This window comes from Spiroplasma endosymbiont of Tipula paludosa (assembly GCF_964264785.1).
Classification (GTDB): Bacteria; Bacillota_I; Bacilli_A; order Mycoplasmatales; family Nriv7; genus Nriv7.
In genome coordinates this window covers 95,237-119,574 of the sequence record NZ_OZ183484.1, presented here as the reverse complement: position 1 = coordinate 119,574, position 24,338 = coordinate 95,237, and the positions used below count along the sequence as shown (strand labels likewise).

Annotated in this window: 25 protein-coding genes and 1 pseudogene; all 26 read left to right on the top strand. The window is 28.8% G+C overall.

The window, feature by feature from the left end; genetic code table 4:
* The first annotated feature begins 104 nt into the window (after positions 1-104).
* The 26 genes and pseudogenes from ACFEL5_RS00725 (at position 105) to ACFEL5_RS00600 (ending at position 24,215) form a co-directional block, all read left to right on the top strand.
* Positions 105-380, top strand: a complete 276-nt coding sequence (locus ACFEL5_RS00725) for a hypothetical protein (RefSeq protein ID WP_338968116.1) — start codon at positions 105-107, stop codon at positions 378-380.
* A 12-nt stretch (positions 381-392) separates the two neighbouring features.
* Complete coding sequence (gene secDF, locus ACFEL5_RS00720) at positions 393-3,224, top strand: protein translocase subunit SecDF (protein WP_375315459.1); 2,832 nt, start codon at positions 393-395, stop codon at positions 3,222-3,224.
* 25 nt (positions 3,225-3,249) lie between these two features.
* Positions 3,250-3,762: an adenine phosphoribosyltransferase gene (locus tag ACFEL5_RS00715; protein ID WP_342190024.1), complete on the top strand. Its 513-nt coding sequence runs from the start codon at positions 3,250-3,252 to the stop codon at positions 3,760-3,762.
* Positions 3,763-3,781: 19 nt separating this feature from the next.
* The gene (locus ACFEL5_RS00710) at positions 3,782-6,007 is read left to right on the top strand and encodes a RelA/SpoT family protein (RefSeq protein WP_375315458.1); all 2,226 of its coding nucleotides are present in this window, start codon (positions 3,782-3,784) and stop codon (positions 6,005-6,007) included.
* Positions 6,008-6,642: 635 nt separating this feature from the next.
* Positions 6,643-7,596, top strand: coding sequence for an IS30 family transposase (locus tag ACFEL5_RS00705; RefSeq protein ID WP_375315457.1), 954 nt, complete (start codon positions 6,643-6,645; stop codon positions 7,594-7,596).
* A gap of 125 nt (positions 7,597-7,721) precedes the next feature.
* Positions 7,722-8,057 (top strand): hypothetical protein, encoded by a 336-nt coding sequence (locus tag ACFEL5_RS00700; RefSeq protein WP_375315447.1) that lies wholly within the window; start codon positions 7,722-7,724, stop codon positions 8,055-8,057.
* Positions 8,041-8,466 (top strand): hypothetical protein, encoded by a 426-nt coding sequence (locus ACFEL5_RS00695; RefSeq protein WP_375315454.1) that lies wholly within the window; start codon positions 8,041-8,043, stop codon positions 8,464-8,466. Before ACFEL5_RS00700 ends, ACFEL5_RS00695 begins: the two co-directional genes overlap by 17 nt.
* Positions 8,453-10,132: a major capsid protein gene (locus ACFEL5_RS00690; protein WP_375315456.1), complete on the top strand. Its 1,680-nt coding sequence runs from the start codon at positions 8,453-8,455 to the stop codon at positions 10,130-10,132. Before ACFEL5_RS00695 ends, ACFEL5_RS00690 begins: the two co-directional genes overlap by 14 nt.
* A gap of 10 nt (positions 10,133-10,142) precedes the next feature.
* Positions 10,143-10,574 (top strand): hypothetical protein, encoded by a 432-nt coding sequence (locus ACFEL5_RS00685; RefSeq protein WP_375315442.1) that lies wholly within the window; start codon positions 10,143-10,145, stop codon positions 10,572-10,574.
* A gap of 221 nt (positions 10,575-10,795) precedes the next feature.
* A pseudogene (locus ACFEL5_RS00680) lies at positions 10,796-11,281 on the top strand (protein translocase subunit SecDF); the annotation flags it as partial.
* A 25-nt stretch (positions 11,282-11,306) separates the two neighbouring features.
* Complete coding sequence (locus ACFEL5_RS00675; RefSeq protein ID WP_342190024.1) at positions 11,307-11,819, top strand: adenine phosphoribosyltransferase; 513 nt, start codon at positions 11,307-11,309, stop codon at positions 11,817-11,819.
* 19 nt (positions 11,820-11,838) lie between these two features.
* Complete coding sequence (locus ACFEL5_RS00670; RefSeq protein ID WP_375315458.1) at positions 11,839-14,064, top strand: RelA/SpoT family protein; 2,226 nt, start codon at positions 11,839-11,841, stop codon at positions 14,062-14,064.
* Between the two features lie 635 nt (positions 14,065-14,699).
* A complete protein-coding gene (locus ACFEL5_RS00665; RefSeq protein ID WP_375315457.1) occupies positions 14,700-15,653 on the top strand; it encodes an IS30 family transposase in 954 nt (317 codons plus the stop codon).
* 125 nt (positions 15,654-15,778) lie between these two features.
* Positions 15,779-16,114, top strand: coding sequence for a hypothetical protein (locus ACFEL5_RS00660; RefSeq protein WP_375315447.1), 336 nt, complete (start codon positions 15,779-15,781; stop codon positions 16,112-16,114).
* On the top strand, positions 16,098-16,523 hold the full coding sequence (locus ACFEL5_RS00655; protein ID WP_375315454.1) for a hypothetical protein: 426 nt from the start codon (positions 16,098-16,100) through the stop codon (positions 16,521-16,523). The genes ACFEL5_RS00660 and ACFEL5_RS00655 overlap by 17 nt, the downstream gene beginning before the upstream one ends.
* Positions 16,510-18,189 (top strand): major capsid protein, encoded by a 1,680-nt coding sequence (locus ACFEL5_RS00650; RefSeq protein ID WP_375315456.1) that lies wholly within the window; start codon positions 16,510-16,512, stop codon positions 18,187-18,189. Before ACFEL5_RS00655 ends, ACFEL5_RS00650 begins: the two co-directional genes overlap by 14 nt.
* Positions 18,190-18,199: 10 nt before the next feature.
* A complete protein-coding gene (locus ACFEL5_RS00645) occupies positions 18,200-18,631 on the top strand; it encodes a hypothetical protein (protein WP_375315442.1) in 432 nt (143 codons plus the stop codon).
* 255 nt (positions 18,632-18,886) lie between these two features.
* Positions 18,887-19,414 (top strand): rolling circle replication-associated protein, encoded by a 528-nt coding sequence (locus tag ACFEL5_RS00640; RefSeq protein ID WP_375315435.1) that lies wholly within the window; start codon positions 18,887-18,889, stop codon positions 19,412-19,414.
* Positions 19,371-19,763, top strand: a complete 393-nt coding sequence (locus ACFEL5_RS00635) for a hypothetical protein (protein ID WP_375315455.1) — start codon at positions 19,371-19,373, stop codon at positions 19,761-19,763. The genes ACFEL5_RS00640 and ACFEL5_RS00635 overlap by 44 nt, the downstream gene beginning before the upstream one ends.
* A gap of 150 nt (positions 19,764-19,913) precedes the next feature.
* Positions 19,914-20,036, top strand: coding sequence for a hypothetical protein (locus ACFEL5_RS00630; RefSeq protein WP_375315448.1), 123 nt, complete (start codon positions 19,914-19,916; stop codon positions 20,034-20,036).
* A gap of 370 nt (positions 20,037-20,406) precedes the next feature.
* The gene (locus ACFEL5_RS00625; RefSeq protein WP_375315447.1) at positions 20,407-20,742 is read left to right on the top strand and encodes a hypothetical protein; all 336 of its coding nucleotides are present in this window, start codon (positions 20,407-20,409) and stop codon (positions 20,740-20,742) included.
* A complete protein-coding gene (locus ACFEL5_RS00620; protein ID WP_375315454.1) occupies positions 20,726-21,151 on the top strand; it encodes a hypothetical protein in 426 nt (141 codons plus the stop codon). The genes ACFEL5_RS00625 and ACFEL5_RS00620 overlap by 17 nt, the downstream gene beginning before the upstream one ends.
* Entirely contained in the window at positions 21,138-22,817 is a 1,680-nt protein-coding gene (locus tag ACFEL5_RS00615) for a major capsid protein (protein ID WP_375315456.1), read from the top strand. The genes ACFEL5_RS00620 and ACFEL5_RS00615 overlap by 14 nt, the downstream gene beginning before the upstream one ends.
* A 10-nt stretch (positions 22,818-22,827) precedes the next feature.
* Positions 22,828-23,259 (top strand): hypothetical protein, encoded by a 432-nt coding sequence (locus ACFEL5_RS00610; RefSeq protein WP_375315442.1) that lies wholly within the window; start codon positions 22,828-22,830, stop codon positions 23,257-23,259.
* A gap of 79 nt (positions 23,260-23,338) precedes the next feature.
* Positions 23,339-23,866, top strand: coding sequence for a rolling circle replication-associated protein (locus tag ACFEL5_RS00605; RefSeq protein ID WP_375315435.1), 528 nt, complete (start codon positions 23,339-23,341; stop codon positions 23,864-23,866).
* Positions 23,823-24,215, top strand: a complete 393-nt coding sequence (locus ACFEL5_RS00600; RefSeq protein WP_375315455.1) for a hypothetical protein — start codon at positions 23,823-23,825, stop codon at positions 24,213-24,215. Before ACFEL5_RS00605 ends, ACFEL5_RS00600 begins: the two co-directional genes overlap by 44 nt.
* Positions 24,216-24,338 lie beyond the last annotated feature (123 nt).

Here is a 24,338-nt window from a genome sequence, read left to right as displayed (position 1 = left end):
TATGGAAGAACATTGCCGATAGTTGTTAGCGACAATTATTTTTTCACTTTTAAAAATTATATTGTATAATTATAAATGATTTGACAATAAGGTTGGAAAAAATAATGGAAAAGTCTTATTTGTATAGTTATGTTCTTAAATTATTAGAATTAAAAACTATGGAATTGAAATTAGAAATTTCTTCGTTGTCAATCGTTGATGTGGCAACTTATTATTTGGAAGTGATTTTGCATAAACGGCAAGCTACTAGTTTGCAACAAGCAACATATGATATATTTAATATTAAACCAAATATTGTTATTGAATATATTAATAATAAATTAATTACTGATAAAACAATATCATTAGATGATTTTAAAGAAATGTTTGAAAAGAAATAATGAGGTATAGATATGAAAAATAATATTAAAGGAACGCAACGAAACCTTTGAATTCAATTCGGTTTATTTATTATTTTAATTTTAAGTACTATTGCTGGTTTAATTACGGGTAGTTTTTTTGTTGATAATAATTTTCGTTCAGGAATGTTAGTTGGTGGGGCATATCAAACAATTGTTAGTTATGAAAATGCGAAAAATCGTCATGAGGCTGTTAATACTTTGCAAGATAAAATTGATCCTTTAAGAAAAAAACGAATGGATATTAGTCGTTTTGCTAGTAATATTGGGGGAAGTCGTTTAAATGTTATCGTTCCGCAAGCTAATTATGGTAATATTGCTGATTTTTTACGAGATGTTGAACGCAGCGGATCAATTTTCTTTTTAGATGATAAAGGTGATGATTTACTTGTTGGTACAGGGACAGGTGAAACTTACAAACCAGCAAAGAAGGATGGTAAAAGAATTGTTTTAAAAGATTTTATTGATAGTAGTTCAATCAAAAATTCTTTAATTTCGGGAATAAATAAGCCATCAATTGAATTCAAAATTAAAAATTTAGAGTTATATAATGCGATTTTAAAATATCAAGATAAAAAGTCAGTTTATGTTTGACAAGATTTTGGGCAAATGTTAGATGAGATGCGGAGCAATTATAACGATTTGATAAAACTTAGAAAATTTATTAATGCTAAAGCGGTAGCTTTGCAAGGTGGTGAAGCGCAAGAATTAAGAAATGCTCTGCGAAGTCTCTTAGCGGCTAGTGTTCGTAATCGTGAAAATGGTGATGTTAAAGAAGTAAATTTAGCTGATCAAAGTGTTAATACGGATTCTGATATTTATAACTATTTTCAAAACGCTGATGTTACTTTTAATGAGGTTCTTAGCTATAATAAGAATTCGCCAAATAGTGATTTAACAATTGATATTAATAATGAAGATGATACTTATGATAAGCAAAAATATTTAAATCCGTTTCGTCCTTTTTTAGTAGAACTTGTTAATACTGAATTTAAAGATGTTATGAATAACAAATATAAAAATAAGTATTTAATTACATCTTCATCATTACAGCTTAAACCTAATAATAGTGATAAAGTAAGTGATATTGCTTTTATTGAAATTAGTGGTGAAGAGGCAGCCGCTGGTTTAGCTAAAATTTTTAGTGCCGGCATTAAAGGAATTGCCTACCAAGTTGAGTCATATTCAGTATCCGATACCGTAATTAGTAATGCCACAAAGGTGATGATGATTATTACTGTTAGTGTTATTTTGTTAATAATATTAGTTATTTTGGCAGTATTTTATCGTGTTTTGGGTCTTATTTTGGGTCTTATTTTAGCAACAATGGTCGTTGTTACAATGGTTGTGTTTAATGTTTTATTAGGGATTTATGGCTGAGAAGTGTTTATTGCTATGCTGATAGGTATGATGGTTGCTTTAAGTAGTAGTATTATTTTATTAGAACGAATGAAAACTGAGTTTAATGGGGGTAAATCTTTAATTCAATCTTTTTTAGATGCTAATCGAAAATCAATATCAACAGTTTTTGATACGACTGTTTTGCCATTGATAATTAGTTTCTTTATTTATTGATTTGGAACCGGTATTATTAAATCGTTTGCGATTATGCTAATTATTAGTATTTTAGGAGCTTTTATTTTTGGTATTGTTTTAATCCGAGGAATTTATTATTCGTTATTATCATTAAACTGGATTAATAACCGTCAAGATTTAGTAATGACTAATTCTGTAATTATAAAACAAAAAATTCATTATCTTATTAAAAAGCTTGGTTTTAATCGGATAACACAGTTTTCTAAGAAATTTAGTTATCAAAAAAGTTTTAAATGATTAGTTTTACTTTCTACGATTATTATTTCGTGTGGTGTTATTGTTGTTACAACTGCGGGACCGGGTACTAGTTTAGAATTTACGCGGGGAACAATTTTTCAAGTGCAAACTTCTGGACATAGTATTACGAGTGATGATGGTGCTGATGATGAGGCGTTTCTAAAAGCAATTGAGGAAACTAAAAATGAAATTATTAGTAAATTTAAAACCGATTATTCAGCAGATAGTTATTCGCTAGCAGTATTTAGGCGGATGGAAGATCGTGGATATAATATTGTTATTAAAACTTCCTTAATTGATAATAAATATGTTAACTCCTTACAAACTTGGTTATCAGAAAATAATTTCCAATCTGAAATTAGAATTAATGATGTTAGTTATGGTTCTTTATGAAATGAAACTAGTGGTAGCGTTGTCATTAATGGGGTTATTGTGTTAGCAGTTATTATGGTGATTATTCTAATTTATTTAATTATTCGTTTTGATTGAAGTTTTATTCTACCATTAATATTGACAATTATTCATGATGTTTTATTAACTTGTTCTTTGATAATTATTTGTCGTTTTGAAGTAACGATTGAAGTTGTTACAGCTATTTTAGCAGTAGTTATCTTTGCTATTATTCATAAAATAATTATCTTTGACCGTGTTCGGGAAAATAAAATTGGTTTGGATAGTACGAAAATGAATAAGAGTAATTTATCGGATTTGGTAAATACGGGATTTACAATGACTTTAAAAAGTAGTTTAATTGTTTTATCGTTAGTCTTGTTATTGTCAATGGTGTTATTTGTTATTGGTCAAAATATTGGGGCAGCATTTGGTCTTTTATTAGGTAGTGTTATTGGTATTTATTCTTCAACAATTTTATTGCGATGATTATGAGTATATTTTGCTAACATTAAAGGAAAACTTTTACGAAATAAAAAGCAAAAAATTTATAAATCATTAACTGGACCTGATGAGCAAATTGTTATCGGTGTTAATGATTAATAATGTTGGAAGGATGAGTTAGTTAATGGATTTAAAAGAATTAATAATTGATGTCCCTAATTTTCCAAAACCAGGAATTCAATTTAAGGATATAACACCATTATTGGCTAATGGTGTAGCATTTAAACAAGTTGTTAAGCAATTAGAAGAAATTGTTAAATCATTTAAACCGGATGTTATTGTAGCACCCGAAGCCCGAGGATTTATTTTTGCAACTCCGGTTGCTAGTGAATTGGGATTGGGATTTGTTCCCATTCGTAAGTCAGATAAATTACCGCGAGCAGTTATTCATAAAAGTTATGAATTAGAATATAACAAAAGTACTTTAGCAATTCATAAGGATGCGATTGTTCCCGGAATGAAAGTTGTTATTGTTGATGATTTGCTAGCCAGCGGTGGTACGATTGATGCCATTATTAATTTAATTGAAGAATTACAAGGCGAGGTTATTGCCGCAGTATTTGTTATTGAATTGACTAGTTTTAAAGCCCGCGAACAATTTCCTAATTTAAAAATTGAAAGCTTAATTCAGTATTAAAATAAGTGAGTTTGATATTATGAAATCGATAACATTTAAACAAGTTTTAGATAAAGTTAAAACCTATATTAGTAATGAAAAAGATATTGAGGAAATAAAACGCGCATATGCCTATGCTTATAATAAGCATGATCAGCAGTTAAGAAAAAGTGGTGAACCTTATATTAATCATCCTTTATGAACAACTTATTATTTGGCAACATGGCATATGGATTTAGCAACATTAATTTCTGGTTTATTACATGATGTGTTAGAAGACACACCGACAACTTTTGAAGACTTGAATAAAGAGTTTGGTATTGAGATATCAACTTTAGTTGAAGCGGTCACGAAAGTATCTTATTTTGCTAAAATGAATCGTAGTGAAATTAAATCTAATTATTTGCGAAAGTTATATTTAAGTATGGCGCACGATATTCGTGTTATTGTTATTAAGTTAGCAGACCGTTTACATAATATCCAAACAATTGAATATTTGGAACCAGAAAAACAAAAAGTTATTGCGAAAGAAACTTTAGAAGTTTATTCTTCAATTGCGCACCGGTTAGGGATGCGACAAGTAAAAAGTCTTTTAGAAGACTTGTCTTTTGCAATTTTAAATCCTGTTGAATATAAAAGAATTTCTCGCAATGTTGATTTGGAAAAAGAACATTTAGAATCATTAATGGCCATAATGATTAACAATATTAAGTCATTATTAGATAGTAAGAATATTAAAGCAACAATTTCTGGTCGTAGCAAAAGTATTTATTCAATTTATCGTAAGATGTATTATTTTGGGCGTAAATTTGAAGATATTCATGATTTATTAGCGATAAGAATTATTACTAATACGATAGATGAATGTTATACGATTTTAGGTTATTTGCATCAGCAATTTCCACCTTTACCAGGAAGATTTAAGGACTATATTGCAACGCCTAAATATAATTTATATCAGTCATTACATACAACAGTTATTCAAGATGCAACAATTTATGAGATTCAAATTCGAACTGTTGATATGGATGAAAAGGCAACTTATGGAGCAGCATCGCATTGAAAATACAAAGAGGACGAAATCTATAATACTAAAAAACGCCAAGCTGATATTGATGAGCGCTTAGATATTTTTAATCGGATTTTAGATTTAGAAAATATTAACAATGAAGAGTTAGAAAATAATGAAAAACCAAATATGGAGTTAGCCGTTAAGAGTGATATTTTTACTTCTTTAATTTATGTTTTAACTCCTAATGGTAAAGTTATTACTTTGCCTTTTGGGTCAACAATTTTAGATTTTGCATATAAAGTTCATACTGATATTGGTGAGAAAACTACGGGTGGTAAGATTAATGGTAACTATGTTTCTGTTAGTACTGTTTTAAAATCTGGTGATGTTGTGGAAATTAAAACTAGCAAAAATATGCGACCATCCCGTGACTGACTAGTTATTGCTAAAACTAGTTATGCATTGCATAAAATTAAAAGATTTTTAAAAAAACAAGAACAAGAATTTGATGAAACTCATAAAGATAATGAATCTAAAAATCTTAAAAAAATTAAAAATGTTAAAAAAACGATTGATGATGTTTTAACGCAACGGAAATTAAAATGAAAATTAGTTTCCCAAAAAGATCTAATGCATCGCTTAAAGCAATTAAAATATCATACTTTAGAAGATTTTTATTTAGATGTTGCTAATAAGAAATATCAACTTGATGATGCGATTAATCTTTTATTAGCAAGTAATGAAACTAGTCCTAATACTTATTTAAATCATCTTCAAGAAAAAAAAGTTGAAAAAATTAACTTAAAAGATGACATTATTGTTAAAGGTGCTGATAATATTAAAGCAACTTTAGCTCATTGTTGTATGCCAGTGCCGTTAGAACCAATTACGGGATATGTTAGTAAACTTGGTGGGATTCGCGTGCATCGTGTTAATTGCCATAATATTCTTCCAGAAGAACGCCAAGGACGACTTTTGGAAGTGTGGTGGAATGAAAATGTCGTTAAGCGCCATCAATATTATAGTAATATTAAAGTAATTTGTTACGACCGTGATGGTTTAATGGCTAATATTACCAATATTCTTGCTAATTTAAATGCTTCGATTCAACAAATTCATATTGAAACAAGTTCGGATAATAAATACAGTATTAATCTTGTTATTAAAATTGCCAACAAAGTTCTGCTTCAACAATTGTTGTCATCATTACGACAAATACCCCATGTGTACGATGTGGTTGTAATGGAAAACTAGATATATAGTAAAATAAGTCTCTAACAAAGGAATTTAGTTAGAGACTTATTTTTTTATTTTATTGTCTTAATTTGTTAGCAACTATGTTTACTAGTACTATCTTTCTTACAGTCTTTGCAATTATGTCCCTCAGAACAAGAACATTTGCAGTCTTTACACTTGTTCATTTTATTGCCTCCTTTCTCCTTATGTAGAATAGTTAGATGAAAAATAACTTATATCAATGATAAAATTATTGCTCGCCTTTTGTGGTTATATTTTTCAGTCTAAGATATTCATAAATGTTGTAATTTTTATTTATTATTTAATTTTTTGTTTTTGTCAATAATTTTTGTACAGCTTTAATCTTATGTTTTTCAAATTTGGTGTCACTTAATATAACAGTTTTTTCATAAATAAATTTTAATAATTCAAGATTGTCCTTAAAATAAATTATAATTTCTTTTTCAAAAGTTCAAAAATGGAATATTATTTATTTGTATAAGTATGGGGTTTATTTTCTAGGTATAAAAAGTTATAATTTAATTGCTGAATTATACTTGTAAGTGCAAGTAAATAAAATTGCAAAAGATTTCATATAAAAATTTCATGATGCTAAGTTTATTTTAGAAAAAGTAAATTTAAGGAGTTTTTATATGGGATACAAACATCTTGGCATAGATGAAAGAATTTATATTGAGAATCAATTGAAATTTAAAGTAAAAATTAGTGAAATAGCTAAAAATCTTAATCGAAGTATTAGTACTATTAATCGAGAAGTTAATAGAAATAAAGATAATAATCATTATTTTTCATTAATTGCACAAAATAAAGCAGAAAATAGAAAACAATTACATGTTTATTTTCATAAATTTAAAAATAGAGAATTAGTAAAATATGTACAACAAAAATTATTATTAGGTTGATCGCCTGAACAAATTTATGGCAGAATTAAAAATTTTCATCAAGAATGAATTATTAGTTTTAAAACAATTTACAATTGAATTTATTCTGGATTACTTGAAAAGGTTACTAGTAAAAATTTAAGAAGAAAAGGTAAGAAACGAAAATCTCAAGAAAATCGGGGTAAATTTAATGGTAAATCCATTAAATCCATTAAAGAACGAAATGTTAATAATCGCATAACTCTTGGCCATTGAGAAGGTGATACTGTAGTATCATCACGAGGTAAAAGTAAATCATGTTTAATAACTTTAGTTGAAAGAACATCAAGATTTACTTTAGCAATATTAGTTGAAAATAGAACTACTAAAGTTATTAACAAAAATATTAGTCATTATTTATCAATTCTTCCAAATAATCTTGTTAAGACTATAACATTTGATAGGGGTAAAGAATTTGCTAATTGACAACAACTTGAAAAAAATTTAAATGTGAAAATTTATTTTGCTGATGCATATTCACCTTGACAAAGAGGTACTAATGAAAATACTAATGGTTTAATTAGAGAAAAATTTCCTAAAAAATTTAATTTTTCAAACACTACTAAAAATGCAGTTCATAAATTTATATTGTCTTTAAACCAAAGACCAAGAAAAATACTAAATTATCTTTCGCCAATCGAATATTTGGTTAGAAAAATAATTTAGTTGCACTTAACTTTACAATTTGGCATGTATAATTGATATATGAGAAAGGAATTAATCACAGTAATTCCTTCCCTGGTATATTGTACCATCTGTTCCTTTCTCAAAACAAGAGAAAGGAGTTTTTTATGTCAAAAATTAGTATTAAAGACATTATTATGTTTTTAAAGGTCTTTGGAATTTCGTCATTATTTTTTATAGCTGGAATTGTTATTTGTCTTATAGGACATACTCATTTAAATATTGATTGACCAGCTTATGTGATTATTTCAGCGATGCTTATTAGTGCTGGGATTATTGTTTTAATTATTGAAACAATTAGGTCGATATATATTAAAAGTAAAAATATTGATAAAGATTTAGATGTCTTAAAAGATTATTTAGATAATCATGGTTATTCATCTTGAATTGAACAACAAAATAAAAATATTATGAAAGGTAAAAAACATGAAAAAAATTTATAAGGAATTTGAAAATGTCAGTGTTCCTTCTGAGAGTGGTAAAGCTGAATATAAGATTTATGAAAGAGTTGTTAGTAAAGATACTGGTGAAGTTTCTTTACGAGTTAGTAAAGTAGCAAATATATATAATGAAATCCAGGAAGCTGGTGTTGGTACAACTTTAAATGAAATGATTGATAGATATGGAACCGGCGAAATTGTAAATTTGAATTTTAAAGAAGGTTCATATGTTGATTTATCGCAGTTACCAAGTTCAGCAATGGAAACTTTAAATCTTTTAAAAAATATTGATAATTTAAATGTTATTAATGATTATTTAAAAAGTTTGAATAATGATAATAAAAATCATAAACAAGAAGATATTAAAGATGATTTAGATGTAAAAGGAGAAGAAGTAGATGAAAAAAAATAAATTAGTTTATAATTTTGGGAATACTTTAAATAGTTCTCCGCAACATTCAATGTTTGTTAGAAATAGCAAGCTTATTACTGCTTTTAATGCAGGTGATTTAGTTCCAATTTATTTGGATGAGATTTTGCCTGGTGATAATGTTAAATTAGATATTAAAGCTCTTATTCGACAAACTACGATGTTAAAACCGGTTATGGATGTTGCGAATATTGATGTTTATGGTTTTTTTGTTCCAAATCGGATTATTTGAGATGATTTTAAGAAATTTTTTGGTGAAAATGAAGACCCTTGGGCTGTTTCTAGCGAAATTTTAGTTCCGACTGTTAATTCTCCTACTGATGGTTGAAAAATTGGTACAATTGCTGATTATATGGGTTTACCTATTAATAAAAAAGGTTTAAAGGTTAGTGCTTTACCTTTTAGAGCTTATACTCAAATTGTTAATGATTGATTTCGCGACCAAAATTTACAATCAGTAGCTCATATTAATAAAACTAATTCTACGGGAACTGGTTCTAATGGTACTGATTGAGTTAAAGATTTAGAATTAGGTGGTATGCCTTTTATTACTAATAAGTATCATGATTATTTTACTAGTGCTCTGCCTAAACCACAAAAAGGTGATGCTATTAATTTAAATATTGGCGGTTCTGCTCCTATTCATACTGATAAACAACCAGTTATTAAAGGAAAATGAAATCCGTTGACATTTAGTAAAACTGATGGTACAGATTTTGATAGTCAAAAACAAGCTGCCGGTCGTCTTGGTATGGTAGGGAAAAATGTTGATGGTAAATATCCTTATTCAATTGCTGGTCTAGATTTGACAAATCCTTTAACTGTTGCACCTAAAGATGAACTTTATCCTAATAATTTATATGCTGATTTATCTAAAGCTACAGGTATTTCTATTAATGATTTACGACAAGCGATAACATATCAGCATATGTTAGAAAAAGATGCTCGTAGTGGTACGCGTTATGTTGAATATTTGCGTTCACATTTTGGTGTTAATTCTTTAGATGCAACTCAACAGCGTGCTGAGTATTTAGGTGGTTATCGTAAACCTTTAAATGTCAATACTGTTCCGCAAACTTCAAGTACTGTTTCTGATAGTGCTCAAGCAAATTTATCTGCTTTTGGTGAAAGTTTTTTAAGTCAAAGTTTAATTAATAAAACTTTTTTGGAACATGGTTATTTAATTTTGGTTGCTGCTGTTCGATATGAACATTCGTATCAACAAGGATTAGAACAATTATGAACTCGTAGTACTCGTAATGATTTTTATGACCCAATATTTGCTAATATCGGTGAACAACCAATTAAAAATAAAGAAATTTATTTTAGTGGTGGTACCACTACTGTTGATGATGAAATTTTTGGTTATAATGAGGCTTGAGCTTCTTATCGTACTAAATTCAATAAGATTACTGGAATGATGCGTAGTGTTGAGAAAGGTTTAGATTATTATCATTATGGTGATAATTATTCTTCTTTACCTAAATTGTCTGCTGAATGATTGAAAGAAGATAAGGCTAATATTGACCGGACTCTTGCTGTTAAATCAACTAATGATATGCCACAATTTCAAGCTGATTTTTATTTTGAAGTTAAACATGAACGACCAATGCCGGTATTTAGTATTCCCGGTATTGATAGAATTTAGGAGATTTCTTATGAATGATTTTAAAGATGTATATCCTAATATTAATGAAAACACACAATCTGGTTTTGATAAATTCGGAGAAGGAATTAAAAATGTTATTACCGATATTTTAGGTGTTGGTGCAAGTAGCGCCAGAACACAAAATCAGTTAAATCGTGATTTTCAAGAGCGAATGGCCAACACCCAATGACAGCGCGGAACTGAAGATATGAAAAAAGCAGGGGTTAATCCCCTTACTGCTTTTACTAGTGCTGCTGGTGCTGTTCCTGCTGGTTCTAGCGGAGCTGGTGGACAATCCGCGGGAATTATTTCCAATATTATTGGTTCAAGTGCTCGTCTATTAGGTGATTTAGCAAATGCCAAAGGAACTAATATGCGTACCGATTTATATCAAAATAATTTGAAAAATTTGATTGTTTCGTCGGCGAAATTTATAAAATAAATTTCTTGTCGTCAACGGGGCATAGTATATTTAAAATAAATTTCTTGTCGTCAACGGGGCATAGTATATTAAAATAAATTTCTTGTCGTCAACGGGGCATAGTATATTTAAAATAAATTTCTTGTCGTCAACGGGGCATAGTATATAAAATAAATTTCTTGTCGTCAACGGGGCATAGTATATTAAAATAAATTTCTTGTCGTCAACGGGGCATAGTATATATATTGACAATTATTCATGATGTTTTATTAACTTGTTCTTTGATAATTATTTGTCGTTTTGAAGTAACGATTGAAGTTGTTACAGCTATTTTAGCAGTAGTTATCTTTGCTATTATTCATAAAATAATTATCTTTGACCGTGTTCGGGAAAATAAAATTGGTTTGGATAGTACGAAAATGAATAAGAGTAATTTATCGGATTTGGTAAATACGGGATTTACAATGACTTTAAAAAGTAGTTTAATTGTTTTATCGTTAGTCTTGTTATTGTCAATGGTGTTATTTGTTATTGGTCAAAATATTGGGGCAGCATTTGGTCTTTTATTAGGTAGTGTTATTGGTATTTATTCTTCAACAATTTTATTGCGATGATTATGAGTATATTTTGCTAACATTAAAGGAAAACTTTTACGAAATAAAAAGCAAAAAATTTATAAATCATTAACTGGACCTGATGAGCAAATTGTTATCGGTGTTAATGATTAATAATGTTGGAAGGATGAGTTAGTTAATGGATTTAAAAGAATTAATAATTGATGTCCCTAATTTTCCAAAACCAGGAATTCAATTTAAGGATATAACACCATTATTGGCTAATGGTGTAGCATTTAAACAAGTTGTTAAGCAATTAGAAGAAATTGTTAAATCATTTAAACCGGATGTTATTGTAGCACCCGAAGCCCGAGGATTTATTTTTGCAACTCCGGTTGCTAGTGAATTGGGATTGGGATTTGTTCCCATTCGTAAGTCAGATAAATTACCGCGAGCAGTTATTCATAAAAGTTATGAATTAGAATATAACAAAAGTACTTTAGCAATTCATAAGGATGCGATTGTTCCCGGAATGAAAGTTGTTATTGTTGATGATTTGCTAGCCAGCGGTGGTACGATTGATGCCATTATTAATTTAATTGAAGAATTACAAGGCGAGGTTATTGCCGCAGTATTTGTTATTGAATTGACTAGTTTTAAAGCCCGCGAACAATTTCCTAATTTAAAAATTGAAAGCTTAATTCAGTATTAAAATAAGTGAGTTTGATATTATGAAATCGATAACATTTAAACAAGTTTTAGATAAAGTTAAAACCTATATTAGTAATGAAAAAGATATTGAGGAAATAAAACGCGCATATGCCTATGCTTATAATAAGCATGATCAGCAGTTAAGAAAAAGTGGTGAACCTTATATTAATCATCCTTTATGAACAACTTATTATTTGGCAACATGGCATATGGATTTAGCAACATTAATTTCTGGTTTATTACATGATGTGTTAGAAGACACACCGACAACTTTTGAAGACTTGAATAAAGAGTTTGGTATTGAGATATCAACTTTAGTTGAAGCGGTCACGAAAGTATCTTATTTTGCTAAAATGAATCGTAGTGAAATTAAATCTAATTATTTGCGAAAGTTATATTTAAGTATGGCGCACGATATTCGTGTTATTGTTATTAAGTTAGCAGACCGTTTACATAATATCCAAACAATTGAATATTTGGAACCAGAAAAACAAAAAGTTATTGCGAAAGAAACTTTAGAAGTTTATTCTTCAATTGCGCACCGGTTAGGGATGCGACAAGTAAAAAGTCTTTTAGAAGACTTGTCTTTTGCAATTTTAAATCCTGTTGAATATAAAAGAATTTCTCGCAATGTTGATTTGGAAAAAGAACATTTAGAATCATTAATGGCCATAATGATTAACAATATTAAGTCATTATTAGATAGTAAGAATATTAAAGCAACAATTTCTGGTCGTAGCAAAAGTATTTATTCAATTTATCGTAAGATGTATTATTTTGGGCGTAAATTTGAAGATATTCATGATTTATTAGCGATAAGAATTATTACTAATACGATAGATGAATGTTATACGATTTTAGGTTATTTGCATCAGCAATTTCCACCTTTACCAGGAAGATTTAAGGACTATATTGCAACGCCTAAATATAATTTATATCAGTCATTACATACAACAGTTATTCAAGATGCAACAATTTATGAGATTCAAATTCGAACTGTTGATATGGATGAAAAGGCAACTTATGGAGCAGCATCGCATTGAAAATACAAAGAGGACGAAATCTATAATACTAAAAAACGCCAAGCTGATATTGATGAGCGCTTAGATATTTTTAATCGGATTTTAGATTTAGAAAATATTAACAATGAAGAGTTAGAAAATAATGAAAAACCAAATATGGAGTTAGCCGTTAAGAGTGATATTTTTACTTCTTTAATTTATGTTTTAACTCCTAATGGTAAAGTTATTACTTTGCCTTTTGGGTCAACAATTTTAGATTTTGCATATAAAGTTCATACTGATATTGGTGAGAAAACTACGGGTGGTAAGATTAATGGTAACTATGTTTCTGTTAGTACTGTTTTAAAATCTGGTGATGTTGTGGAAATTAAAACTAGCAAAAATATGCGACCATCCCGTGACTGACTAGTTATTGCTAAAACTAGTTATGCATTGCATAAAATTAAAAGATTTTTAAAAAAACAAGAACAAGAATTTGATGAAACTCATAAAGATAATGAATCTAAAAATCTTAAAAAAATTAAAAATGTTAAAAAAACGATTGATGATGTTTTAACGCAACGGAAATTAAAATGAAAATTAGTTTCCCAAAAAGATCTAATGCATCGCTTAAAGCAATTAAAATATCATACTTTAGAAGATTTTTATTTAGATGTTGCTAATAAGAAATATCAACTTGATGATGCGATTAATCTTTTATTAGCAAGTAATGAAACTAGTCCTAATACTTATTTAAATCATCTTCAAGAAAAAAAAGTTGAAAAAATTAACTTAAAAGATGACATTATTGTTAAAGGTGCTGATAATATTAAAGCAACTTTAGCTCATTGTTGTATGCCAGTGCCGTTAGAACCAATTACGGGATATGTTAGTAAACTTGGTGGGATTCGCGTGCATCGTGTTAATTGCCATAATATTCTTCCAGAAGAACGCCAAGGACGACTTTTGGAAGTGTGGTGGAATGAAAATGTCGTTAAGCGCCATCAATATTATAGTAATATTAAAGTAATTTGTTACGACCGTGATGGTTTAATGGCTAATATTACCAATATTCTTGCTAATTTAAATGCTTCGATTCAACAAATTCATATTGAAACAAGTTCGGATAATAAATACAGTATTAATCTTGTTATTAAAATTGCCAACAAAGTTCTGCTTCAACAATTGTTGTCATCATTACGACAAATACCCCATGTGTACGATGTGGTTGTAATGGAAAACTAGATATATAGTAAAATAAGTCTCTAACAAAGGAATTTAGTTAGAGACTTATTTTTTTATTTTATTGTCTTAATTTGTTAGCAACTATGTTTACTAGTACTATCTTTCTTACAGTCTTTGCAATTATGTCCCTCAGAACAAGAACATTTGCAGTCTTTACACTTGTTCATTTTATTGCCTCCTTTCTCCTTATGTAGAATAGTTAGATGAAAAATAACTTATATCAATGATAAAATTATTGCTCGCCTTTTGTGGTTATATTTTTCAGTCTAAGATATTCATAAATGTTGTAATTTTTATTTATTATTTAATTTTTTGTTTTTGTCAATAATTTTTGTACAGCTTTAATCTTATGTTTTTCAAATTTGGTGTCACTTAATATAACAGTTTTTTCATAAATAAATTTTAATAATTCAAGATTGTCCTTAAAATAAATTATAATTTCTTTTTCAAAAGTTCAAAAATGGAATATTATTTATTTGTATAAGTATGGGGTTTATTTTCTAGGTATAAAAAGTTATAATTTAATTGCTGAATTATACTTGTAAGTGCAAGTAAATAAAATTGCAAAAGATTTCATATAAAAATTTCATGATGCTAAGTTTATTTTAGAAAAAGTAAATTTAAGGAGTTTTTATATGGGATACAAACATCTTGGCATAGATGAAAGAATTTATATTGAGAATCAATTGAAATTTAAAGTAAAAATTAGTGAAATAGCTAAAAATCTTAATCGAAGTATTAGTACTATTAATCGAGAAGTTAATAGAAATAAAGATAATAATCATTATTTTTCATTAATTGCACAAAATAAAGCAGAAAATAGAAAACAATTACATGTTTATTTTCATAAATTTAAAAATAGAGAATTAGTAAAATATGTACAACAAAAATTATTATTAGGTTGATCGCCTGAACAAATTTATGGCAGAATTAAAAATTTTCATCAAGAATGAATTATTAGTTTTAAAACAATTTACAATTGAATTTATTCTGGATTACTTGAAAAGGTTACTAGTAAAAATTTAAGAAGAAAAGGTAAGAAACGAAAATCTCAAGAAAATCGGGGTAAATTTAATGGTAAATCCATTAAATCCATTAAAGAACGAAATGTTAATAATCGCATAACTCTTGGCCATTGAGAAGGTGATACTGTAGTATCATCACGAGGTAAAAGTAAATCATGTTTAATAACTTTAGTTGAAAGAACATCAAGATTTACTTTAGCAATATTAGTTGAAAATAGAACTACTAAAGTTATTAACAAAAATATTAGTCATTATTTATCAATTCTTCCAAATAATCTTGTTAAGACTATAACATTTGATAGGGGTAAAGAATTTGCTAATTGACAACAACTTGAAAAAAATTTAAATGTGAAAATTTATTTTGCTGATGCATATTCACCTTGACAAAGAGGTACTAATGAAAATACTAATGGTTTAATTAGAGAAAAATTTCCTAAAAAATTTAATTTTTCAAACACTACTAAAAATGCAGTTCATAAATTTATATTGTCTTTAAACCAAAGACCAAGAAAAATACTAAATTATCTTTCGCCAATCGAATATTTGGTTAGAAAAATAATTTAGTTGCACTTAACTTTACAATTTGGCATGTATAATTGATATATGAGAAAGGAATTAATCACAGTAATTCCTTCCCTGGTATATTGTACCATCTGTTCCTTTCTCAAAACAAGAGAAAGGAGTTTTTTATGTCAAAAATTAGTATTAAAGACATTATTATGTTTTTAAAGGTCTTTGGAATTTCGTCATTATTTTTTATAGCTGGAATTGTTATTTGTCTTATAGGACATACTCATTTAAATATTGATTGACCAGCTTATGTGATTATTTCAGCGATGCTTATTAGTGCTGGGATTATTGTTTTAATTATTGAAACAATTAGGTCGATATATATTAAAAGTAAAAATATTGATAAAGATTTAGATGTCTTAAAAGATTATTTAGATAATCATGGTTATTCATCTTGAATTGAACAACAAAATAAAAATATTATGAAAGGTAAAAAACATGAAAAAAATTTATAAGGAATTTGAAAATGTCAGTGTTCCTTCTGAGAGTGGTAAAGCTGAATATAAGATTTATGAAAGAGTTGTTAGTAAAGATACTGGTGAAGTTTCTTTACGAGTTAGTAAAGTAGCAAATATATATAATGAAATCCAGGAAGCTGGTGTTGGTACAACTTTAAATGAAATGATTGATAGATATGGAACCGGCGAAATTGTAAATTTGAATTTTAAAGAAGGTTCATATGTTGATTTATCGCAGTTACCAAGTTCAGCAATGGAAACTTTAAATCTTTTAAAAAATATTGATAATTTAAATGTTATTAATGATTATTTAAAAAGTTTGAATAATGATAATAAAAATCATAAACAAGAAGATATTAAAGATGATTTAGATGTAAAAGGAGAAGAAGTAGATGAAAAAAAATAAATTAGTTTATAATTTTGGGAATACTTTAAATAGTTCTCCGCAACATTCAATGTTTGTTAGAAATAGCAAGCTTATTACTGCTTTTAATGCAGGTGATTTAGTTCCAATTTATTTGGATGAGATTTTGCCTGGTGATAATGTTAAATTAGATATTAAAGCTCTTATTCGACAAACTACGATGTTAAAACCGGTTATGGATGTTGCGAATATTGATGTTTATGGTTTTTTTGTTCCAAATCGGATTATTTGAGATGATTTTAAGAAATTTTTTGGTGAAAATGAAGACCCTTGGGCTGTTTCTAGCGAAATTTTAGTTCCGACTGTTAATTCTCCTACTGATGGTTGAAAAATTGGTACAATTGCTGATTATATGGGTTTACCTATTAATAAAAAAGGTTTAAAGGTTAGTGCTTTACCTTTTAGAGCTTATACTCAAATTGTTAATGATTGATTTCGCGACCAAAATTTACAATCAGTAGCTCATATTAATAAAACTAATTCTACGGGAACTGGTTCTAATGGTACTGATTGAGTTAAAGATTTAGAATTAGGTGGTATGCCTTTTATTACTAATAAGTATCATGATTATTTTACTAGTGCTCTGCCTAAACCACAAAAAGGTGATGCTATTAATTTAAATATTGGCGGTTCTGCTCCTATTCATACTGATAAACAACCAGTTATTAAAGGAAAATGAAATCCGTTGACATTTAGTAAAACTGATGGTACAGATTTTGATAGTCAAAAACAAGCTGCCGGTCGTCTTGGTATGGTAGGGAAAAATGTTGATGGTAAATATCCTTATTCAATTGCTGGTCTAGATTTGACAAATCCTTTAACTGTTGCACCTAAAGATGAACTTTATCCTAATAATTTATATGCTGATTTATCTAAAGCTACAGGTATTTCTATTAATGATTTACGACAAGCGATAACATATCAGCATATGTTAGAAAAAGATGCTCGTAGTGGTACGCGTTATGTTGAATATTTGCGTTCACATTTTGGTGTTAATTCTTTAGATGCAACTCAACAGCGTGCTGAGTATTTAGGTGGTTATCGTAAACCTTTAAATGTCAATACTGTTCCGCAAACTTCAAGTACTGTTTCTGATAGTGCTCAAGCAAATTTATCTGCTTTTGGTGAAAGTTTTTTAAGTCAAAGTTTAATTAATAAAACTTTTTTGGAACATGGTTATTTAATTTTGGTTGCTGCTGTTCGATATGAACATTCGTATCAACAAGGATTAGAACAATTATGAACTCGTAGTACTCGTAATGATTTTTATGACCCAATATTTGCTAATATCGGTGAACAACCAATTAAAAATAAAGAAATTTATTTTAGTGGTGGTACCACTACTGTTGATGATGAAATTTTTGGTTATAATGAGGCTTGAGCTTCTTATCGTACTAAATTCAATAAGATTACTGGAATGATGCGTAGTGTTGAGAAAGGTTTAGATTATTATCATTATGGTGATAATTATTCTTCTTTACCTAAATTGTCTGCTGAATGATTGAAAGAAGATAAGGCTAATATTGACCGGACTCTTGCTGTTAAATCAACTAATGATATGCCACAATTTCAAGCTGATTTTTATTTTGAAGTTAAACATGAACGACCAATGCCGGTATTTAGTATTCCCGGTATTGATAGAATTTAGGAGATTTCTTATGAATGATTTTAAAGATGTATATCCTAATATTAATGAAAACACACAATCTGGTTTTGATAAATTCGGAGAAGGAATTAAAAATGTTATTACCGATATTTTAGGTGTTGGTGCAAGTAGCGCCAGAACACAAAATCAGTTAAATCGTGATTTTCAAGAGCGAATGGCCAACACCCAATGACAGCGCGGAACTGAAGATATGAAAAAAGCAGGGGTTAATCCCCTTACTGCTTTTACTAGTGCTGCTGGTGCTGTTCCTGCTGGTTCTAGCGGAGCTGGTGGACAATCCGCGGGAATTATTTCCAATATTATTGGTTCAAGTGCTCGTCTATTAGGTGATTTAGCAAATGCCAAAGGAACTAATATGCGTACCGATTTATATCAAAATAATTTGAAAAATTTGATTGTTTCGTCGGCGAAATTTATAAAATAAATTTCTTGTCGTCAACGGGGCATAGTATATTAAAATAAATTTCTTGTCGTCAACGGGGCATAGTATATTAAAATAAATTTCTTGTCGTCAACGGGGCATAGTATATTAAAATAAATTTCTTGTCGTCAACGGGGCATAGTATATTTAAAATAAATTTCTTGTCGTCAACGGGGCATAGTATATAAATAAATTTCTTGTCGTCAACGGGGCATATCTCTCTTGAATTGAATTGAATTGAATTGAATCAAGAGAGATATGCCCCGTTGACGCAAAAAATTTTTGGGAGAATTTATGGGATGTTTAAAACCAATTCAAGTTTATAACTTGAAAAAGGGTGAAAAAGCAAAATTTAAAAGATTTAATTGTATTGAAAAACTTACAAAAGATATGAACCGCTATTATAAAAATAACAATGCTGTTCCTTGTCGTAAGTGTATCGGATGTAAATTAGATAATTCTAAGGAGTGAGCAGTACGTTCAGCTTTGGAATGTAAAAGTTCTAATGATAATTGATTTATTACTTTGACTTATGCTGATGAATTTATTCCGATTAATGATGAAGGTAGATATACTTGTCGATATTCTGATTTAAAAAGATTTATTAATTCTTTACGTAAAAATTTTGAACGTGAAAATATATTTGATATTAAGTACTTAGCAAGTTCAGAATATGGTTCTCGCACACAGAGACCCCATTATCACATCTGTTTCTTTGGTCTACCATTAAATGGACTTGGAATTGACCGGAGAGGTCTCAAAACTAGGTCATCCATACTTTATTAGTAAAGTTGTTGACCGTATTTGAGGAAAAGGAATACATAAAATTGGTCGAGTTACTTATCAGAGTGCGGGTTATGTTGCTCGTTATACTTTAAAAAAAGCTAATAAATTAGATTATGAGAAACTTAATATTGAACAAGAAAAATTGTATATGAGTAAGGGAATTGGTAAAAAATATTTTGAAGATAATTTTGAAGATATTTATCAATATGATGTTATTAATTTAAATACTGAGAAAGGTTTGATAAAGCTTCAACCACCGCGTTATTTTGACCGACTTTATGAGAAGCAGAATGCTGAACATTTAGAAGCAATAAAAAAAATCGCATTGTTAATGCGAAATTTAATTTAACTGCTTCTGTTCAAGAAGCTGGTGTTGGATATGTCAAACTATTGGGTAATAAAGACCATATCCTTCATGAGAGAGTTAAAAGTTTAAAGCGTATTGTCAAAGATAACAAATAGCTTTAATATATTATTACACATAAGGAGGTAATATAAAATGGCATTTCGTAAAAAAGTTAATAATACTAAAGCACATCGTCGTTATTTGAGCAATACTGCAAAAACTGTTCGTGCTGCTAATCTATTTCGTTCCACATCTCGTGGTGGAATAAGATTCTAATTTAATATATATATTATGGGTCTTTTAATTTTAATTACTCTTATAGTTATAATTGTTATATTAGACTTGGTACATAACCTTTAATTTTATCTACTATTTTGATAATTATTTTTTAGATGAAATACAAATGTTAGATAAATACAAAGATAAAAATGAATTTTATAGTTTAGTCGGCATAAAATGTTATAGTTATGTACCAAGTCTATTAAAGAAAATTTCTAAAAAATAGAATCTTAAAAAAGAAATTATTTTAAATAATTTCTTTTTTTATGTATAATTGATATATGAGAAAGGAATTAATCACAGTAATTCCTTCCCTGGTATATTGTACCATCTGTTCCTTTCTCAAAACAAGAGAAAGGAGTTTTTTATGTCAAAAATTAGTATTAAAGACATTATTATGTTTTTAAAGGTCTTTGGAATTTCGTCATTATTTTTTATAGCTGGAATTGTTATTTGTCTTATAGGACATACTCATTTAAATATTGATTGACCAGCTTATGTGATTATTTCAGCGATGCTTATTAGTGCTGGGATTATTGTTTTAATTATTGAAACAATTAGGTCGATATATATTAAAAGTAAAAATATTGATAAAGATTTAGATGTCTTAAAAGATTATTTAGATAATCATGGTTATTCATCTTGAATTGAACAACAAAATAAAAATATTATGAAAGGTAAAAAACATGAAAAAAATTTATAAGGAATTTGAAAATGTCAGTGTTCCTTCTGAGAGTGGTAAAGCTGAATATAAGATTTATGAAAGAGTTGTTAGTAAAGATACTGGTGAAGTTTCTTTACGAGTTAGTAAAGTAGCAAATATATATAATGAAATCCAGGAAGCTGGTGTTGGTACAACTTTAAATGAAATGATTGATAGATATGGAACCGGCGAAATTGTAAATTTGAATTTTAAAGAAGGTTCATATGTTGATTTATCGCAGTTACCAAGTTCAGCAATGGAAACTTTAAATCTTTTAAAAAATATTGATAATTTAAATGTTATTAATGATTATTTAAAAAGTTTGAATAATGATAATAAAAATCATAAACAAGAAGATATTAAAGATGATTTAGATGTAAAAGGAGAAGAAGTAGATGAAAAAAAATAAATTAGTTTATAATTTTGGGAATACTTTAAATAGTTCTCCGCAACATTCAATGTTTGTTAGAAATAGCAAGCTTATTACTGCTTTTAATGCAGGTGATTTAGTTCCAATTTATTTGGATGAGATTTTGCCTGGTGATAATGTTAAATTAGATATTAAAGCTCTTATTCGACAAACTACGATGTTAAAACCGGTTATGGATGTTGCGAATATTGATGTTTATGGTTTTTTTGTTCCAAATCGGATTATTTGAGATGATTTTAAGAAATTTTTTGGTGAAAATGAAGACCCTTGGGCTGTTTCTAGCGAAATTTTAGTTCCGACTGTTAATTCTCCTACTGATGGTTGAAAAATTGGTACAATTGCTGATTATATGGGTTTACCTATTAATAAAAAAGGTTTAAAGGTTAGTGCTTTACCTTTTAGAGCTTATACTCAAATTGTTAATGATTGATTTCGCGACCAAAATTTACAATCAGTAGCTCATATTAATAAAACTAATTCTACGGGAACTGGTTCTAATGGTACTGATTGAGTTAAAGATTTAGAATTAGGTGGTATGCCTTTTATTACTAATAAGTATCATGATTATTTTACTAGTGCTCTGCCTAAACCACAAAAAGGTGATGCTATTAATTTAAATATTGGCGGTTCTGCTCCTATTCATACTGATAAACAACCAGTTATTAAAGGAAAATGAAATCCGTTGACATTTAGTAAAACTGATGGTACAGATTTTGATAGTCAAAAACAAGCTGCCGGTCGTCTTGGTATGGTAGGGAAAAATGTTGATGGTAAATATCCTTATTCAATTGCTGGTCTAGATTTGACAAATCCTTTAACTGTTGCACCTAAAGATGAACTTTATCCTAATAATTTATATGCTGATTTATCTAAAGCTACAGGTATTTCTATTAATGATTTACGACAAGCGATAACATATCAGCATATGTTAGAAAAAGATGCTCGTAGTGGTACGCGTTATGTTGAATATTTGCGTTCACATTTTGGTGTTAATTCTTTAGATGCAACTCAACAGCGTGCTGAGTATTTAGGTGGTTATCGTAAACCTTTAAATGTCAATACTGTTCCGCAAACTTCAAGTACTGTTTCTGATAGTGCTCAAGCAAATTTATCTGCTTTTGGTGAAAGTTTTTTAAGTCAAAGTTTAATTAATAAAACTTTTTTGGAACATGGTTATTTAATTTTGGTTGCTGCTGTTCGATATGAACATTCGTATCAACAAGGATTAGAACAATTATGAACTCGTAGTACTCGTAATGATTTTTATGACCCAATATTTGCTAATATCGGTGAACAACCAATTAAAAATAAAGAAATTTATTTTAGTGGTGGTACCACTACTGTTGATGATGAAATTTTTGGTTATAATGAGGCTTGAGCTTCTTATCGTACTAAATTCAATAAGATTACTGGAATGATGCGTAGTGTTGAGAAAGGTTTAGATTATTATCATTATGGTGATAATTATTCTTCTTTACCTAAATTGTCTGCTGAATGATTGAAAGAAGATAAGGCTAATATTGACCGGACTCTTGCTGTTAAATCAACTAATGATATGCCACAATTTCAAGCTGATTTTTATTTTGAAGTTAAACATGAACGACCAATGCCGGTATTTAGTATTCCCGGTATTGATAGAATTTAGGAGATTTCTTATGAATGATTTTAAAGATGTATATCCTAATATTAATGAAAACACACAATCTGGTTTTGATAAATTCGGAGAAGGAATTAAAAATGTTATTACCGATATTTTAGGTGTTGGTGCAAGTAGCGCCAGAACACAAAATCAGTTAAATCGTGATTTTCAAGAGCGAATGGCCAACACCCAATGACAGCGCGGAACTGAAGATATGAAAAAAGCAGGGGTTAATCCCCTTACTGCTTTTACTAGTGCTGCTGGTGCTGTTCCTGCTGGTTCTAGCGGAGCTGGTGGACAATCCGCGGGAATTATTTCCAATATTATTGGTTCAAGTGCTCGTCTATTAGGTGATTTAGCAAATGCCAAAGGAACTAATATGCGTACCGATTTATATCAAAATAATTTGAAAAATTTGATTGTTTCGTCGGCGAAATTTATAAAATAAATTTCTTGTCGTCAACGGGGCATAGTATATTTAAAATAAATTTCTTGTCGTCAACGGGGCATAGTATATTCAATATACTATGCCCCGTTGACGCAAAAAATTTTTGGGAGAATTTATGGGATGTTTAAAACCAATTCAAGTTTATAACTTGAAAAAGGGTGAAAAAGCAAAATTTAAAAGATTTAATTGTATTGAAAAACTTACAAAAGATATGAACCGCTATTATAAAAATAACAATGCTGTTCCTTGTCGTAAGTGTATCGGATGTAAATTAGATAATTCTAAGGAGTGAGCAGTACGTTCAGCTTTGGAATGTAAAAGTTCTAATGATAATTGATTTATTACTTTGACTTATGCTGATGAATTTATTCCGATTAATGATGAAGGTAGATATACTTGTCGATATTCTGATTTAAAAAGATTTATTAATTCTTTACGTAAAAATTTTGAACGTGAAAATATATTTGATATTAAGTACTTAGCAAGTTCAGAATATGGTTCTCGCACACAGAGACCCCATTATCACATCTGTTTCTTTGGTCTACCATTAAATGGACTTGGAATTGACCGGAGAGGTCTCAAAACTAGGTCATCCATACTTTATTAGTAAAGTTGTTGACCGTATTTGAGGAAAAGGAATACATAAAATTGGTCGAGTTACTTATCAGAGTGCGGGTTATGTTGCTCGTTATACTTTAAAAAAAGCTAATAAATTAGATTATGAGAAACTTAATATTGAACAAGAAAAATTGTATATGAGTAAGGGAATTGGTAAAAAATATTTTGAAGATAATTTTGAAGATATTTATCAATATGATGTTATTAATTTAAATACTGAGAAAGGTTTGATAAAGCTTCAACCACCGCGTTATTTTGACCGACTTTATGAGAAGCAGAATGCTGAACATTTAGAAGCAATAAAAAAAATCGCATTGTTAATGCGAAATTTAATTTAACTGCTTCTGTTCAAGAAGCTGGTGTTGGATATGTCAAACTATTGGGTAATAAAGACCATATCCTTCATGAGAGAGTTAAAAGTTTAAAGCGTATTGTCAAAGATAACAAATAGCTTTAATATA